This window comes from Mesorhizobium sp. M0019, from assembly GCF_040323975.1.
Lineage (GTDB): Bacteria > Pseudomonadota > Alphaproteobacteria > Rhizobiales > Rhizobiaceae > Mesorhizobium.
Genome location: NZ_JAMYVK010000007.1, coordinates 15,202 through 29,225, shown reverse-complemented (window position 1 = coordinate 29,225; position 14,024 = coordinate 15,202). Strand labels below are relative to the sequence as shown.

General features: G+C 61.9%; 11 protein-coding genes. 4 read left to right on the top strand and 7 right to left on the bottom strand.

Features of this window, described 5'->3' with window-relative positions:
• Nucleotides 1-24 precede the first annotated feature (24 nt).
• The 3 genes from NKK47_RS07390 to sthA form a co-directional block, all read right to left on the bottom strand.
• Nucleotides 25-402: a VOC family protein gene (locus NKK47_RS07390; RefSeq protein WP_352575870.1), complete on the bottom strand. Its 378-nt coding sequence runs from the start codon at nt 400-402 to the stop codon at nt 25-27.
• Nucleotides 403-474: 72 nt separating this feature from the next.
• A complete protein-coding gene (locus NKK47_RS07385) occupies nt 475-1,683 on the bottom strand; it encodes an MFS transporter (protein ID WP_352575868.1) in 1,209 nt (402 codons plus the stop codon).
• 149 nt (nt 1,684-1,832) lie between these two features.
• Entirely contained in the window at nt 1,833-3,221 is a 1,389-nt protein-coding gene (sthA, locus tag NKK47_RS07380) for a Si-specific NAD(P)(+) transhydrogenase (RefSeq protein WP_352575866.1), read from the bottom strand.
• 209 nt (nt 3,222-3,430) lie between these two features.
• On the opposite strand from sthA, the gene NKK47_RS07375 reads away from it, so the two are divergent.
• The 3 genes from NKK47_RS07375 (at nt 3,431) to NKK47_RS07365 (ending at nt 5,823) form a co-directional block, all read left to right on the top strand.
• Complete coding sequence (locus NKK47_RS07375) at nt 3,431-3,901, top strand: RDD family protein (RefSeq protein ID WP_352575864.1); 471 nt, start codon at nt 3,431-3,433, stop codon at nt 3,899-3,901.
• Between the two features lie 138 nt (nt 3,902-4,039).
• Nucleotides 4,040-4,804, top strand: coding sequence for an arginyltransferase (locus NKK47_RS07370; RefSeq protein ID WP_352456566.1), 765 nt, complete (start codon nt 4,040-4,042; stop codon nt 4,802-4,804).
• A 122-nt stretch (nt 4,805-4,926) separates the two neighbouring features.
• Nucleotides 4,927-5,823 (top strand): DMT family transporter, encoded by an 897-nt coding sequence (locus NKK47_RS07365; RefSeq protein ID WP_352575862.1) that lies wholly within the window; start codon nt 4,927-4,929, stop codon nt 5,821-5,823.
• Here the strand turns inward: NKK47_RS07365 and NKK47_RS07360 are convergent.
• Both NKK47_RS07360 and parC read right to left on the bottom strand, forming a co-directional pair.
• On the bottom strand, nt 5,811-7,031 hold the full coding sequence (locus NKK47_RS07360; protein WP_352575860.1) for an AI-2E family transporter: 1,221 nt from the start codon (nt 7,029-7,031) through the stop codon (nt 5,811-5,813). The two genes, NKK47_RS07365 and NKK47_RS07360, sit on opposite strands and share 13 nt — an antisense overlap.
• Before the next feature lie 250 nt (nt 7,032-7,281).
• Nucleotides 7,282-9,534, bottom strand: a complete 2,253-nt coding sequence (gene parC / locus NKK47_RS07355) for a DNA topoisomerase IV subunit A (RefSeq protein ID WP_352575858.1) — start codon at nt 9,532-9,534, stop codon at nt 7,282-7,284.
• A 371-nt stretch (nt 9,535-9,905) separates the two neighbouring features.
• Between parC and NKK47_RS07350 the strand changes: the two genes are divergently transcribed.
• Nucleotides 9,906-11,120, top strand: coding sequence for an aq_1923 C-terminal domain (locus tag NKK47_RS07350; protein ID WP_352575856.1), 1,215 nt, complete (start codon nt 9,906-9,908; stop codon nt 11,118-11,120).
• 74 nt (nt 11,121-11,194) lie between these two features.
• Here NKK47_RS07350 and aspS read toward each other — a convergent pair whose 3' ends face one another.
• Together aspS and NKK47_RS07340 are read right to left on the bottom strand one after the other, a co-directional pair.
• A complete protein-coding gene (gene aspS, locus NKK47_RS07345; RefSeq protein WP_352576052.1) occupies nt 11,195-12,985 on the bottom strand; it encodes an aspartate--tRNA ligase in 1,791 nt (596 codons plus the stop codon).
• A 214-nt stretch (nt 12,986-13,199) separates the two neighbouring features.
• Nucleotides 13,200-14,024, bottom strand: a complete 825-nt coding sequence (locus NKK47_RS07340; protein WP_352575854.1) for a carbohydrate ABC transporter permease — start codon at nt 14,022-14,024, stop codon at nt 13,200-13,202.

Sequence of the window (14,024 nt, the reverse complement as noted above, 5' to 3'; positions counted from 1 at the left end):
CAACGCGGGCCCGACCATCGAATGTCAGTGTGCGGCGGGCTGGAATAGCTCGATCGCATTGCCGGACGGGTCTTCGAGCAGGGTCTGCGAGCCGCGGACGCCGTTGATGATATCGTTGCGGAAGGCGAGCCCGGCGCCCTTCAGGCGCGCAACCTCTTGCTTCAGATCCGGCACCACCAGCAGGATGCGGTTCCACCCTCCCGGCACCGGCCGGCGGCCATCCGGCATCGCCCGTGCGCCCGAGCTCTCCGGCCCGCTCAGCAGAAGCCGCAGATCGCCGCGCGTGACCGAGCAGAAAGCCGGCCGCGCATCCCGTTCAATGGCAAAGCCCAGATGCTTCACGTAGAAATCGATGGAAGCGGCGACATCGTCGACAATATAGCGAACACTGACGGGCGTCATGACCGGGGACCTTTCAGTTTGAGTAGAACGTTTTATTAAAGGCTGCTCATCATCGGCAACGCCCCGGCAGCACTACGACGCCGCCGACACACTATGACCGTCGGTTCGCCAGGGGATCAGGGCAAGCAGACCAGCACTGCCGACCACGGCGAAGACAGCGCCGTAGATGAACACCGCCTCATGGCTTACACGATCCCAGAGCTGTCCGGCGACAACGCTTGCCGCGAGTTCCAGCAGGCCGACCGTGGTGCTGTACCAGCCGATGCCGCTGGCACGCAGCTCTTGCGGCACGAAGTCCGAGGCGAATGCCTTGCCGACTGAGCGGAAGATGCCTTGATAGAACCCGTAGAAGGCAAAAAGCAGCCCGATCAGATAGATGTTCCGGGTCAAGACGAAGCCGAGATAGGCGATCAGGAAGATGACGAAGGACGACAGTAACACGCCCTTGCGGCCGAAGCGGTCCGATAGAAAGCCGGCCGGGTAGGAAATCAGCGCCGCAACGAGATTGAAGCCTGCATAGATAAGAATGGTTGCCTCCAAAGAGGCACCGATATCCTGTGTTTGCAGAATCAGAAACGCATTGCTCGAATTGCCGATGCCGAAGAGAGCTGTCACCAAGAGATAGGTCCAATAGGCTTTGGGAAACTGCCGCAGATTGATGTCGATCTTGGCCTTTGCGGCTACGGCCAGTGGCTGCTCGTGCACCAACACCACCATGAGGAAGGCGAGGAGACCGGGAATGAGCGCGAGATAGAAGATCCAGCGGATATCGACTTTGAGCGCGATGAGAAGCAGCACCGCGAGCAGTGGCCCCAGAAACGCTCCCAGATTGTCGCCAATGCCTTCTAGGCCGAATGCTTTGCCTCGGTGCTCGTCGGCCACGGACGAAGCAAGGAGCGCGTCGCGCGGAGCGGACCGGAAACCTGCACCGAGCCGATCCACAAACCGCGCGCCCAGGACCATCGGCCACACTGTGGCCACGCCGATCAGCGGTTTGGCGATAGAGGCCAGAAAATAGCCAATGAGGGCTATCGGTTTCCGCTTCTGAAGCCTGTCCGAGAGCCAGCCCGAAAAACCTTGCACGATGTTCTGCGTCGCCTGGGCGATTCCGTCGACCAGACCGACGACGCTCCCGCTTGCGTGCAGGGTCTGGGTTAGGAAGATCGGCAGGATCGGATAAAGCATCTCGGTCGAAATGTCGGCAAACAGGCTCGCCAGCGCCAGAAGCACCGTATTTCGGGAAATCCAGGCGAAGGTTTTCCTTGGCGCTGGCCCAGTCATTGCTTTGCCCTGTTCGGCAATCCGTTTGGCTGAAACGCAACGGCTACCATGTCGGTTGCAATGCGCCACTGCTGAGTGTCCTGCCCCCATCCCGAAGGTCCGCGCAGCAAAACCGATGCCCAAGCGGTCCTTCGATTCGGGATCATGGTCTACGCCCGCCCCATGCGGTTCCAGGCGTCCAGCCCGGCGATCTTGTAGGCTTCGGCCAGCGTCGGATAGTTGAAGGTGTTGTTGACGAAGAAGTCGACGGTGCCGCCGAGATTGATGACCGCCTGGCCAATGTGGATGAGTTCGGTCGCGCCCTCGCCGACAATATGGGCGCCGAGCAGACGGCGTGTTTCGATCGAGAACAGAAGCTTCAGGAAGCCGGTGTTGACGCCCATGATGTGGCCGCGCGATGTCTCGCGAAACCGCGCCACGCCGACCTCGTAGGCAGCACCGCTCTCGCGCACCTGCTCCTCGGATTGCCCGACGGTGGAGATTTCCGGCACGGCGTAGATGCCGTAGGGAAAGGTTTCGGGCGGCGGCGGCAAGGGCACGCCGAAGGCATGGCAGGCGGCCACCCTGCCCTGCTCCATCGAGGTCGAGGCCAGGCTCGGAAAACCGATGACGTCGCCGGCGGCATAGATGTTGGACGCGCTGGTCTGGAAGGTCTGCGGATCGACCTTGATGCGGCCCCTGGGATCGGCATCAATGCCGACCGTTTCCAAGCCCAGGCTGCCGACATTGCCGGTACGCCCTGCAGCATAAAGCACGATCTCGGAACGTATGGTGCGGCCGTCGGCCAGCATCACCTCGGCATAGTCGGGTTTGGAGGCGATCTCCTTGACGGCGCTGCCCAAGCGGATGGTCATGCCGCGGTCGCGCATCTGATGGATGAAGTCGTCGACGATCTCGCGATCGACGAAATCCAACATCGTATTGCGCGGCTCGACCAGCGTCACCGGCACGTCGAGCGCCGAAAAGATCGTCGCATACTCGACACCGATAACACCGGCGCCGATCACCGTCAGCGTGCGCGGCAGGCGGTCGAGCTCCAGCATCTCATCGCTGTCGAAAATCCGTGTTTTGTCGAACGGCACGTCGTGCGGCCGGTGCGGCCGGGTGCCGACCGCGATCAGCGCATGGGCGAAGCCAACCTCGCTGTAGTCGCCGGTGTCGGTGGTCAGGCTGACCTTGTTGGGGCCGAGGAATTTTACCGCGGCGCGCGCACTCTTGACCGTGTTGCGCATGAACTGGTGCTGCAGCACCTCGACCTCATGGTCGAGCGTCTTGTGCAGGCGCTTGACCAGATCGCCGACCGAAATGTCCTGCTTGACGCGGTAGCCGCGTCCATAAAAGCCGCGCTCACGCCAGCCGGAGAGGTTGAGCACCGTCTCGCGCAACGTCTTCGACGGTATGGTCCCGGTATGCACCGAAACGCCGCCGAGACGCCGGCCTCTGTCGACCACCAGCACCGACTTGCCGAGCTTGGCCGACTGCACTGCGGCGCGGCGCCCGGATGGGCCGCTGCCGATGACCAGCATGTCGTAGTCCATGTCGCCCCGTCCCCTCGGCTCGGCACCTTTTGTTGCGCCGCAGCAAGCTAACGCCATCCGCGCCATGAATTCAACAAGTCAGACGACGCCGGGCACTCCGTCACCATATACGGCGGCGAATGGCTCGATCTTGATTCCGCCGCGAACCTTCACCATTTCATCAACAGGCGGCCCGTGCATTAACCCGGGTTCGATTACGAGGAAATGACATGAACGCTCGCGTTCTCGACGGCGATATCATCACCAGCAGGCTCGAAGACGTCCGCGCCTATGAAGGCGTGCGCACGCGGCGCATTCTCGCCTTCGTCATCGATTATTTCATCGTCGCGCTGCTCACCATTCCATTCGCGATCCTGGTGTTCCTGTTCGGGCTGTTGACGCTCGGCCTCGGCTGGATGCTGTTTTCCATACTCGTGCCGGCCGTCGCCATCCTCTACATCTGGAACACGCTCGGCAGTAGAGACCAGGCCACCACCGGCATGAAGGTGATGGGCATCCGGCTCGACCGGCTCGACGGCAGCCGCATCGACGGGCTGACCGCCGTCGTGCATTCGGTGCTGTTTTGGGCCGGCAATGTCATCCTTTCGCCGCTGGTCCTGCTGGTGAGCCTGTTTTCCGACCGCAAGCGCACGCTGCACGACCTGCTGCTCGGCACCGTCGTCAGCCGCAGCGGCCGCTGAGCAGACTTTTGAAGCGCGGCCGCAGCCTTTGCGCACAAATGTGAAGACGTCCAGTCAACCAGGCTTTCACAATCCTGTTGAATTTTTCGGCGTCCGCGCCAAAGGTAGAGCGATTCGCAGGAGTGTTTCCAAGGCTCGATGACGCAGCACCCGACCCAGTCGCCGCAGTTCTTTCTGACCGCGCCCTCGCCATGTCCCTATCTCGAGGGCCAGTTCGAGCGCAAGGTGTTCACACACCTGGTCGGCGACAAGGCCCCCGAGATGAACGATCTGTTGACGCAGGGCGGTTTCAGGCGGTCGCAGAACATCGCCTACAGGCCGGCCTGCGAGACCTGCCGCGCCTGTGTGTCGGTGCGCATCCTGGCGCAGGAATTCACCGCCAGCCGCAACTTGAAACGGGTCATACAGCATAATTCGGATCTGGTCGGCGCCATGCACGACGCCGAACCCTCCACCGAACAGTATTCGCTGTTCCGCAGCTATCTCGACGCCCGCCACCGCCGTGGCGGCATGTCAGACATGACCGTGCTCGACTACGCCATGATGGTCGAGGATACCCATGTCGACACCAAGGTCATCGAATACCGTCGCCGCGGACCTGACAGCTTCATCACCGGCAAGGGCCAGGGCGAGCTGATCGCCGTGGCGCTTACCGACAAGATGGCCGATGGCCTGTCGATGGTCTATTCCTACTTCAACCCGGACTTCGAGGACCGTTCGCTCGGCACCTTCATGATCCTCGATCACATCGCCCGCGCCAGGGCGATGGGCCTGCCCCATGTCTACCTGGGTTACTGGGTCAACGGCTCGCGCAAGATGAATTATAAGATGCGCTTCCAGCCGCAGGAGCATCTCGGCCCGAAAGGCTGGGAACGCTACAATCACGAAGCGGTTTCGCGCTGATCTTCGCTTTCGGTATTCACTCTTAAATTGTTTCGAGGAGGATGCCGCTGGGCTTCCGGCCGATCGGTTGGAAAACCGGGCGGGTCAATTTTGCGCCTCCAAGCCTACGCGAGAATTGCCGCATGTCTTCCCACAACGACCACCAGAGAGGCCTTCTGATCACCGCCATCGGCGGGCTGACGCTGACCGTCGACATTCCGCTGATCCGGCTCGCCGACGGCGAGGCGTGGACGATCCTGCTGTTGCGCACCGGCACGACCTTCGTCGCCACGCTTATCATCTGGGCCGCCTGGCGCTCGCTGAGCGCAAAGGCCCCGCAGCTTGTGCCGGGCTTGTCAGGGCTCATCGTTGCCGGCCTCTACGGGCTCGGCTCGATCGCCTTCATCACCGGTGTCTACAATACCTCGACAGCCAACCTCGTTTTCATCCTGGCGTTCACAACCATGTTCGCGGCCCTTTTGTCATGGCTGTTCCTGAAGGAGAGGCCACGGCCCCTGACGCTTGCAGCGCTGGCACTGATGATCGTCGGCGTGACGATCATTGTCGGCGATTCCGTTGGAACCGGACATCTCTTCGGCGACCTGATGGCGCTATGCTCGGCTTTCATGATCGCCGCGGCCATCACCATCTCGCGCGCCAGCGGCAAGGATATGGGTTTCACGGCGCTGATCGGAGTGGTCCTGCCGCTGGCCGTCGCCACCCTGATGGTTTCCAAGGTGGGTTTTCACGTCAACGCGCCATGGTGGATCGTCTTCAACGGTGCCGTCATCATGCCGATCTCGTTCTTCTGCCTCGCCAACGGCCCGAAATACATCTCCGGGCCGGAGGTGGCGATGTTCTACCTGCTTGAAACCGTGCTGGCGCCGGTCTGGGTATGGATGATCTTCGCCGAAACACCGTCGCGCAACAGCCTGATCGGCGGCGCGATCCTCATCATGACCTTGATCGGCCATTCGCTCTGGCAGTTGCACGAGGGGCGCAAGCGCCGCGCCACGTTCGCCGTCAGTCACCCGGCCTGATTCTTTTTCGCGGCGGCGCGTCCGGCGACAATTTCGATCTGCGGCGGTGCGTCATCGTGCTCCACCGGTTCGGCGGCAGCGAGCTCATCGGTCAGTTCCACTTCGCGCAGCCATTCGCGCCAGATTGCGACCAGCAGGGCCATCAGCACCGGGCCGATGAACAGGCCGAGAAAGCCCATTGTCTTGACGCCGCCAATCAGGCCGAAAAAGGTTGGCAGGAAGGGCAGCTTTATCGGCCCGCCGACCAGCTTCGGGCGCAATGTCTTGTCGACGATGAAGAGTTCGACCGCGCCCCAGATGAACAGCGCCAGCCCCGCCATCGGCGAGCCGCTGGCGGCGAGATAGATCGACACCAGCGTGAAGGACAGCGGTGCGCCGCCGGGGATCAGCGCCATGATGCCGGTCAGCGCGCCGAGCGTCACCGGCGACGGCACGCCGGCCAACCAGTAAGCGATACCCAGCACCAGCCCTTCGCCGATGGCGATAACGGTCATGCCGGTCACCGTCGAGGAGATTGTCGCAGGCACCACGCGTGAGATCCGTTCCCATCTGGCCGGCAGGATGCGTTCGCCGAGGCGATCGACCTGTCCGGCGAAATGCTCGCCGTCGCGATAGGCGAAGAACAGCGCGATCATCATGAATAGCAGCGTCAGCAAAAGGCCGAAGGCGCTGCCGCCGGCGGCAAGCACGCCGCGATAGATGCTGCCGATATTGGCGCCACTGATCAGCTGGATCAGTTCGCCGATGCCGCCGGGGTGGCCAACGTTGACCGTCCATTGTTCATTGAGCCATTCGCCCACCACGGGCATGGTGGCGATCCAGTGCGGCGTCGGCGCACCGTAGCGGTTGGTCTCGATCGCCCAGTTGACCCACTCGCGCACCTCATTGATGGCGTAGGTGCCGGCAAGCGCGATCGGCACCACCAGGAAGGTCAGGATGAACAAGATCGCAAGCGTCGCAGCGATGGTGCGGTTGCCGCCGACGCCGGCGAGCAGCCGCCGATAGAGCGGCCAGCTGGCGAAGGCGATAACCAGGGCGGCAAGAACCGGGAACAGGAAGCCGTGGAAAAAATATACGCCGGCGGCGACGATCAGCACCAGGAGCCAGCGCGCCGCCGACAGCGGCGGAATGACAGCGGCCCTGAGCGGCGTCGACAGGCCAAACAGACGCTGCTGCCGCTCCGGCTTCTGGATCCTGACTTCCTTCAAGCGGCTATCTCTCCCTGGCCGATCGTATCGCTTATGCCCTGATATAGTGCAGCAATCGTGACGACATTCCAAATGTTTGGGTGGAGCTGCTAATCTCCCCCCTTGAGGGGGAGATGGCCGGCAGGCCAGAGGGGGTCGCCGCGCGTGAGACGCCAGTCTCCTCTGTCTGCGATAAGGGTCGCGTCTGGACGTTCCGACCCCCTCTGTCGCCTTCGGCGACATCTCCCCCTCAAGGGGGGAGATTACCGCTTCACCCGAACTTGCCCGTGCGCGGAAAGCCCTTCGGCACCATGCGGCCGGCCGAGGCGCGGGCGCCGATCCATTCGGTAAGCTCGTCACGCGATTTGGTGAAGGTGCGGTCTGCCGAATCCTGCCAGGACAGGCCGCTTGCGAGCGTGAAGGTCTTGAGGTCGAGGACGCCGCCATCTTTGTATTTCTGCAGGCGCACGCCCTTGCCGCGCCCCATCTCCGGGATCTCGGCCAGCGGGAATACCAGCATCTTGCGGTTCTCGCCGACAATGGCAAGATGGTCGCCGGCGACGCTCACGCAGCGCTGGGCTTCGTCGGGCGCCTTGACGTTCATCACCTGCTTGCCCTTGCGGGTGTTGGCGACGACTTCTTCTTCCGGCACGATGAAACCGTTGCCGTCATGCGACACCAGCAGCAGCTTGCGCTTGGGATCATGGACGAAGGCGGTGACGATATCCTGGTCGTTGTCCATGTCGACGATGATGCGGATCGGCTCGCCATGGCCACGCCCACCCGGCAGCCGGTCGGCGCCGATCGTGTAGAACTTGCCGCCGGTGGTGAAGACCAGCACCTTGTCGGTCGTCTGGGCGTGGAAGGCGAGCTTGAGGCTGTCGCCTTCCTTGAAGGTCAGGGCCGAATGGTCGGTCAGATGACCTTTCATGGCCCTCAGCCAGCCCTTTTCCGAAACGACCACGGTGACCGGCTCGCGCTCGATCATGGCGTGGGCGATATCGGTCAGGTCATGCTCGGGTGCGTCGGCGAACTCGGTGCGGCGCTTGCCGATCTCGGTGTCGGGCCCGTATTTCTGGCGAACGTTGGCGACTTCCCACTTGATCGTCGCCCACTGCTTGGCGTCGGACGCAAGCAGTGCCTCGATCTGCTTCTTCTCGCCGGTCAGGCCATTGAATTCCTCGCGGATTTCGAATTCCTCGAGCTTGCGCAGCGCCCTCAGCCGCATGTTGAGGATGGCTTCAGCCTGGGTGTCGGTCAGTGACCAGCGCGCCATCATCACCTGCTTGGGCTCGTCCTCCTCGCGGATGATCCTAATCACCTCGTCGATGTTGAGGTAGGCGATCAAATAGCCGGCGAGGATCTCCAGCCGCCTTTCGATCTCGCCGAGGCGGTGCTTGGAGCGGCGGATCAGGACGTCGCGGCGGTGCTCAAGCCACTCCTTGAGCACGCCTTTCAGTGACAGCACGTTCGGCACCTTGCCGCGCGACAACACGTTCATGTTGAGCGGAAAGCGGCTTTCGAGCTCGGTCAGCTTGAACAGCGATTCCATCATGATGCCGGGATCGACCGAGCGGCTCTTCGGCACCAGCACGACGCGGATGTCCTCGGCGCTCTCGTCGCGGATATCCTCGAGCAACGGAAGCTTGCGCGCCATCAAGAGCTCGGCGATCTTTTCGATCAGCCGGGCCTTCTGGACGCCGTAGGGGATTTCGGTGACGACTATGTTCCAGGTGCCCCTCCCCTGGTCCTCCTGGCTCCATTTCGCCCTGACGCGGAAACCGCCGCGACCCGTTTCGTAGGCTTCGAGGATCGAGGCTCGGCTGTCGACGATGATGCCGCCGGTCGGGAAATCCGGACCTTGCACGAAATCCATCAGCTTGGTGACGGGCGCATCCGGATGATCGATCAGGTGAAGCGCGGCGTCGCAGAGCTCGGCCGCATTGTGCGGCGGAATCGAGGTCGCCATGCCGACGGCGATGCCGGACGAGCCGTTGGCGAGCAGGTTCGGGAAGGCGCCGGGCAGCACGGCCGGCTCCTCGTCTTCCTCGTTGTAGGTCGGGCGGAAATCGACGGCGTCCTCGGTGATGCCTTCCAGCAGCAGCGTCGACACTTCGGTCATGCGCGCTTCGGTGTAGCGCATGGCGGCGGCGTTATCGCCGTCGATATTGCCGAAATTGCCCTGCCCGTCGACCAGCGGGTAGCGCATCGAAAAATCCTGCGCCAACCGCACCAACGCGTCGTAGATCGACTGGTCGCCATGCGGATGGAATTTGCCCATCACCTCGCCGACGATGCGGGCGCATTTGGCAAAGCCCTGGTCGGGGTTGAGCCGCAACAGACGCATGGCATGCATGATGCGACGATGCACCGGCTTCAGCCCGTCGCGCACGTCTGGCAGTGCCCGGTGCATGATGGTCGACAGCGCGTAGGCGAGATAGCGCTCTTCCAGCGCCTTCTTCAGATCGACCGGCTCGATATTGTCGCCGCCGCCACTCTCGGGCGGCAAAAGCCTTTTTCCCATCGGCTGGCACTAGCCGAGCGGGTGATTCGCGGCAAGAGGCACCGGTATGCATCCTCCTAAAGCGAGTCGCATTCGACCGGCCCCATGCGACGCTTTAGGTCCTTGTTTTGATACATGCCGTTATCGCAAAACCCGCTGCACACTTTTGCGCGACATCCATTATGCAACAGGAATTGGAAGCGTCACGACGCCGGCCAACATCAACCCGTTACATCCTGCTTCTATCGCAAGGCTGATGGATCGGGTTTGCCTTTGGCCGCGATTTTCGACCATTGTGCCGAGGCCCGCCTTTTTCCGGTCCAGTTCGTCACCGAATGGTGGCGACGCGACGATTTGAAAAGAATTTCAGGACACTCTCAGGGGAGCTCTCGATGACGATCAGACACTCGACACTTATTAACAGACACTCGACACTTATTAAGAGACTGGCTTTTTCGACCTTTTTGCTGACGCTGCCGCTGAATGCGGCGTTCGCGCAGGATACCGCTGTCGCCGACCGGCTGAAGGCTGCCCTCGCCGCGCAGGGTGTCGACCTCTCCTGGACCGGAGTAACCGGCGACACCTCCAGCATGGTTCTGCAAGGCGTAGCGGTCAAACCGGCGGCCGAAAAGGAGGCGCTCAAGATCGGCGATGTCAAGCTCGAAGGCGTGACCGAAGCCAATGGCGGCTATCAAATCGCGACCGTATCGACGTCGCCGTTCGAACACAGCGAAGATGGCGTCACGCTCAATCTCAGCCCCTTCGTCATCCACGACATGACCGTTCCAGCCGAAGGCGCAACCGGTCCGCTGGGCTCGCTGATGATGTACAAATCGGCCGAGCTCGACAACTTGACAGTCAAAGTGGCTGACAAAACTGCTTTCTCGATGGACGGGCTTGCCATCGCAATCACGCCACCGGCCGACGGCAAGGCCATGGCGTTTTCCGGCACTACGGAAAAATTCGCTGCCGACCTGACCCTGGTCGAAGATCCGAAGTCCAAGGAAGTCATCAACGCGCTCGGCTACCAGAACATAACAGGCAATCTTGAGATGGAAGGCACCTGGCAGCCTACCGACGGCAGGATGGACTTGTCGAAATACGAAATATCGGTCGACAATGCCGGCACGCTCGGCATGACCTTCGATCTCGGCGGCTACACGCTGGACGTCATCAAATCACTGCAGGAGATGCAGAAGAAGATGGCAGCGCAGCCCGAAGGCGCCGACAATTCGGCGCAAGGCATGGCCATGCTCGGGCTGCTGCAGCAGCTTTCGTTCAACAGCGCCTCGATCCGCTTCGACGACGATTCGCTGACCAAAAAGGTGCTCGATTATGCCGGCAAGCAGCAAGGCATGTCCGGCAAGGACATCGCCAACCAGGCCAAGGCGATCGTGCCATTCGGCATGGCGCAGCTCAACAATCCGGAACTGACGGCGCAGGTTTCGGCCGCGGTCAACAAGTTCCTCGACGACCCGCAAAGCATCGAGGTCTCGGCCGAGCCGCCGGCAGCGGTGCCGTTCGCGCTGATCATGGCGGGCGCCATGTCCAACCCGCTCGACCTGCCGAAAACGCTCGGCGTGACGGTTACGGCGAACGAAGACTGATCGAGCTTCCAAGCAAAAGCCCGGCAGCGATGCCGGGCTTTTTTATGAATCCACAGGACTGGTTCGGAGCGTTCCTAAACCTCTTTCTTCGTCGCCACGACGCGCAGCGACAATTCGCGAAGCTGCTGCGGGCTGGCTTCCGACGGCGCGTTCATCAACAGGTCGTAGGCCTGCTGGTTCATCGGGAACATGGTCACTTCGCGCAGGTTCCTGGCGCCGACCAGAAGCATGACGACACGGTCGATGCCGGCCGCCATGCCGCCATGCGGCGGCGCGCCATACTGGAAAGCACGGTAAAGGCCGCCGAATCGTTCCTCGACGGTTGCGCGGTCCAGTCCGACCGTCTCGAACGCCTTGACCATGGTTTCGGGCAGATGGTTGCGGATGCCGCCTGAGGCGATCTCGAAACCATTGCAGACCATGTCGTACTGGAACGCCTTGATGCCTAGCAGATCCTCGCCGTTAAGCGCATCGATGCCACCTTGCGGCATCGAGAACGGATTGTGCGCGAAGTCGATCTTCTTCTCCTCCTCGTTCCATTCGAAGAACGGGAAGTCGACGATCCAGCACAATTCGAAGCGATCACGGTCGACAAGGTTGAGCTCCCCGCCGGCGCGGGTGCGCGCCGCTCCCGCGAAGGAGACGAACTTCTTCGGATCGCCGGCGACGAAGAAGGCGGCATCGCCATCGGCAAGGCCGAGTTGTTGTCGGATCGCCTCGGTGCGCTCCTCGCCGATGTTCTTGGCCAGCGGCCCGGCGCCTTCGAGCTTCTCGCCCTCCTTGCGCCAGAAGATGTAGCCGAGACCGGGCTGGCCCTCGCCTTGCGCCCATGAGTTCATGCGGTCGCAGAAGGCGCGAGACCCGCCGGTCTTGGCCGGAATGGCCCAGACCTCGGCTTTCGGATCGTTGGCAAGGATGTTGGCAAATACCTTGAAGCCAGAGTCGCGAAAATGATCCGAGACGGCCTGCATCTCGATCGGGTTGCGCAGGTCCGGCTTGTCGGTGCCGTATTTGCGCATGGCGACATCATAGGCGATGCGCGGAAACTTCTCCGTCACCGGCTTGCCGGCGGCAAAGGTCTCGAACACCCCCCGCATCACCGGCTCCATAGTGGTGAACACATCCTCCTGCTCGACGAAGCTCATCTCCACGTCGAGCTGGTAGAATTCACCCGGCAGACGGTCGGCGCGCGGGTCCTCGTCGCGGAAGCAGGGCGCAATCTGGAAGTAGCGGTCGAAGCCGGACACCATGATCAGCTGCTTATATATCTGCGGTGCCTGCGGCAGCGCGTAGAAAGTGCCGGGGTGGATGCGCGACGGCACCAGAAAGTCGCGCGCCCCTTCCGGCGACGAGGCGGTCAGGATCGGCGTCGAGAATTCCGTGAAGCCGACCTCGCCCATCAGCTTGCGCATCTCGGCGATGATTTTCGTCCGCGCGACGATGTTCTTGTGCAGCGTGTCGCGGCGCAGGTCGAGAAAACGGTATTTGAGGCGGATATCCTCCGGATAATCCGGCTCGCCGAAGACCGGCAGCGGCAATTCCTTGGCCGCCGACAACACCTCGATCTCGCGGGCGAAGATTTCGATCTCGCCGGTTGGCAAATTGGGATTCACGGTGTCGGCGAGGCGCGCCTTGACCTCGCCGTCGACGCGGACGACCCATTCGCCGCGCAGGGTCTCGGCGATCTTGAAGGCCGGCGAATCCGGGTCGGCAACGATCTGGGTCAGGCCGTAATGGTCGCGCAAATCGATGAACAGCAGGCCGCCATGGTCGCGCACGCGATGCACCCAACCCGACAGGCGAACGGCGAAGCCGACGTCGCTTTTCCTCAACTGGGCACAGGTGTGGCTGCGATAACGATGCATTGTCATTCTTAAAGTCCGGATGTTGGGTTGCGGCCGAGGCATGATGGCCCAGCCTGAAAATTTGCGCGAAAAGCACATGAGAGGGTGCATTTGTCAAGGCAAGCGGCAGCCGGGTCGAGTTCGCGTTCTTCCCGCCCCTATCCCACCGGCATCAATTTGTGCTCGAGGCGTCAATCTGAGTTCGCTGCTCTGTGCCGGCAGTTCAACTATGCACTCATCCCTTGACCCCGCCCGCGGTGAGGCCGGAGATGATCTTGCGTTGGAAGATGAGAACAAGGATGACGAGCGGCACGGTGACGATCACCGATGCGGCCATGATGTTGCCCCACGGAATCTCGAACTGCGAGCTGCCGGAGAGCAGCGCGATCGCGACCGGCACGGTTCGCTGCTCGTTGCTGGAAGTAAACGTCAGGGCGAACAGGAACTCGTTCCAAGCACCGATGAAGGCGAGAAGCCCGGTGGTCGCCAGCGCCGGCCACATCAGCGGCAGGAAGACGCGGCTGATGATGATCCAGGGCGTGGCGCCATCGAGGATCGCCGCTTCCTCCAGCTCGATCGGCAGGTCGCGAACGAAGGCGGTGAGCACCCAGACGGTGAACGGCAAGGTGAAGATCATGTAGGACAAGATCAGCGCGAACGGCGAATTGTAGAGGCCGAAGATGCGGATCAGCTCGAAAAGCCCGGCAAGCACCGCCAATTGCGGGAACATCGAGACGGACAGGATGATGAGGAGCAGCGCCGAACGGCCTCTGAAGCGGATGCGCGCCAGCGCATAGGCAGCGGTGACGCCCAGGAACAGCGAAATGACGACAACGGCGCTCGAAATGAACAGCGAGTTCACGAGGTTGCGCAGGAAGGTCCCCTCGGTGAATACGGTCCTGTAGTTGCTGAAGGTAATCGTCGTCGGCCAATAGTCGACCTGGAAGAGCGCCGTCCCCGATTTCAGGCTGGTGATGGTGGCATAGTAGAACGGGAACACCGCGACGACGACGATAACGGCGACGAGGAGGTAGAAAGCCGTGCGCTTGACGATCCACAT

Bases quoted from the DNA above. Each gene is read 5' to 3' on its own strand.
- NKK47_RS07390 (WP_352575870.1), bottom strand. From the start codon at position 402: ATGACGCCCGTCAGTGTTCGCTATATTGTCGACGATGTCGCCGCTTCC.
- NKK47_RS07385 (WP_352575868.1), bottom strand. From the start codon at position 1,683: ATGACTGGGCCAGCGCCAAGGAAAACCTTCGCCTGGATTTCCCGAAAT.
- sthA (WP_352575866.1), bottom strand. From the start codon at position 3,221: ATGGACTACGACATGCTGGTCATCGGCAGCGGCCCATCCGGGCGCCGC.
- NKK47_RS07375 (WP_352575864.1), top strand. From the start codon at position 3,431: ATGAACGCTCGCGTTCTCGACGGCGATATCATCACCAGCAGGCTCGAA.
- NKK47_RS07370 (WP_352456566.1), top strand. From the start codon at position 4,040: ATGACGCAGCACCCGACCCAGTCGCCGCAGTTCTTTCTGACCGCGCCC.
- NKK47_RS07365 (WP_352575862.1), top strand. From the start codon at position 4,927: ATGTCTTCCCACAACGACCACCAGAGAGGCCTTCTGATCACCGCCATC.
- parC (WP_352575858.1), bottom strand. From the start codon at position 9,534: ATGGGAAAAAGGCTTTTGCCGCCCGAGAGTGGCGGCGGCGACAATATC.
- NKK47_RS07350 (WP_352575856.1), top strand. From the start codon at position 9,906: ATGACGATCAGACACTCGACACTTATTAACAGACACTCGACACTTATT.
- aspS (WP_352576052.1), bottom strand. From the start codon at position 12,985: ATGCATCGTTATCGCAGCCACACCTGTGCCCAGTTGAGGAAAAGCGAC.
- NKK47_RS07340 (WP_352575854.1), bottom strand. From the start codon at position 14,024: ATGTGGATCGTCAAGCGCACGGCTTTCTACCTCCTCGTCGCCGTTATC.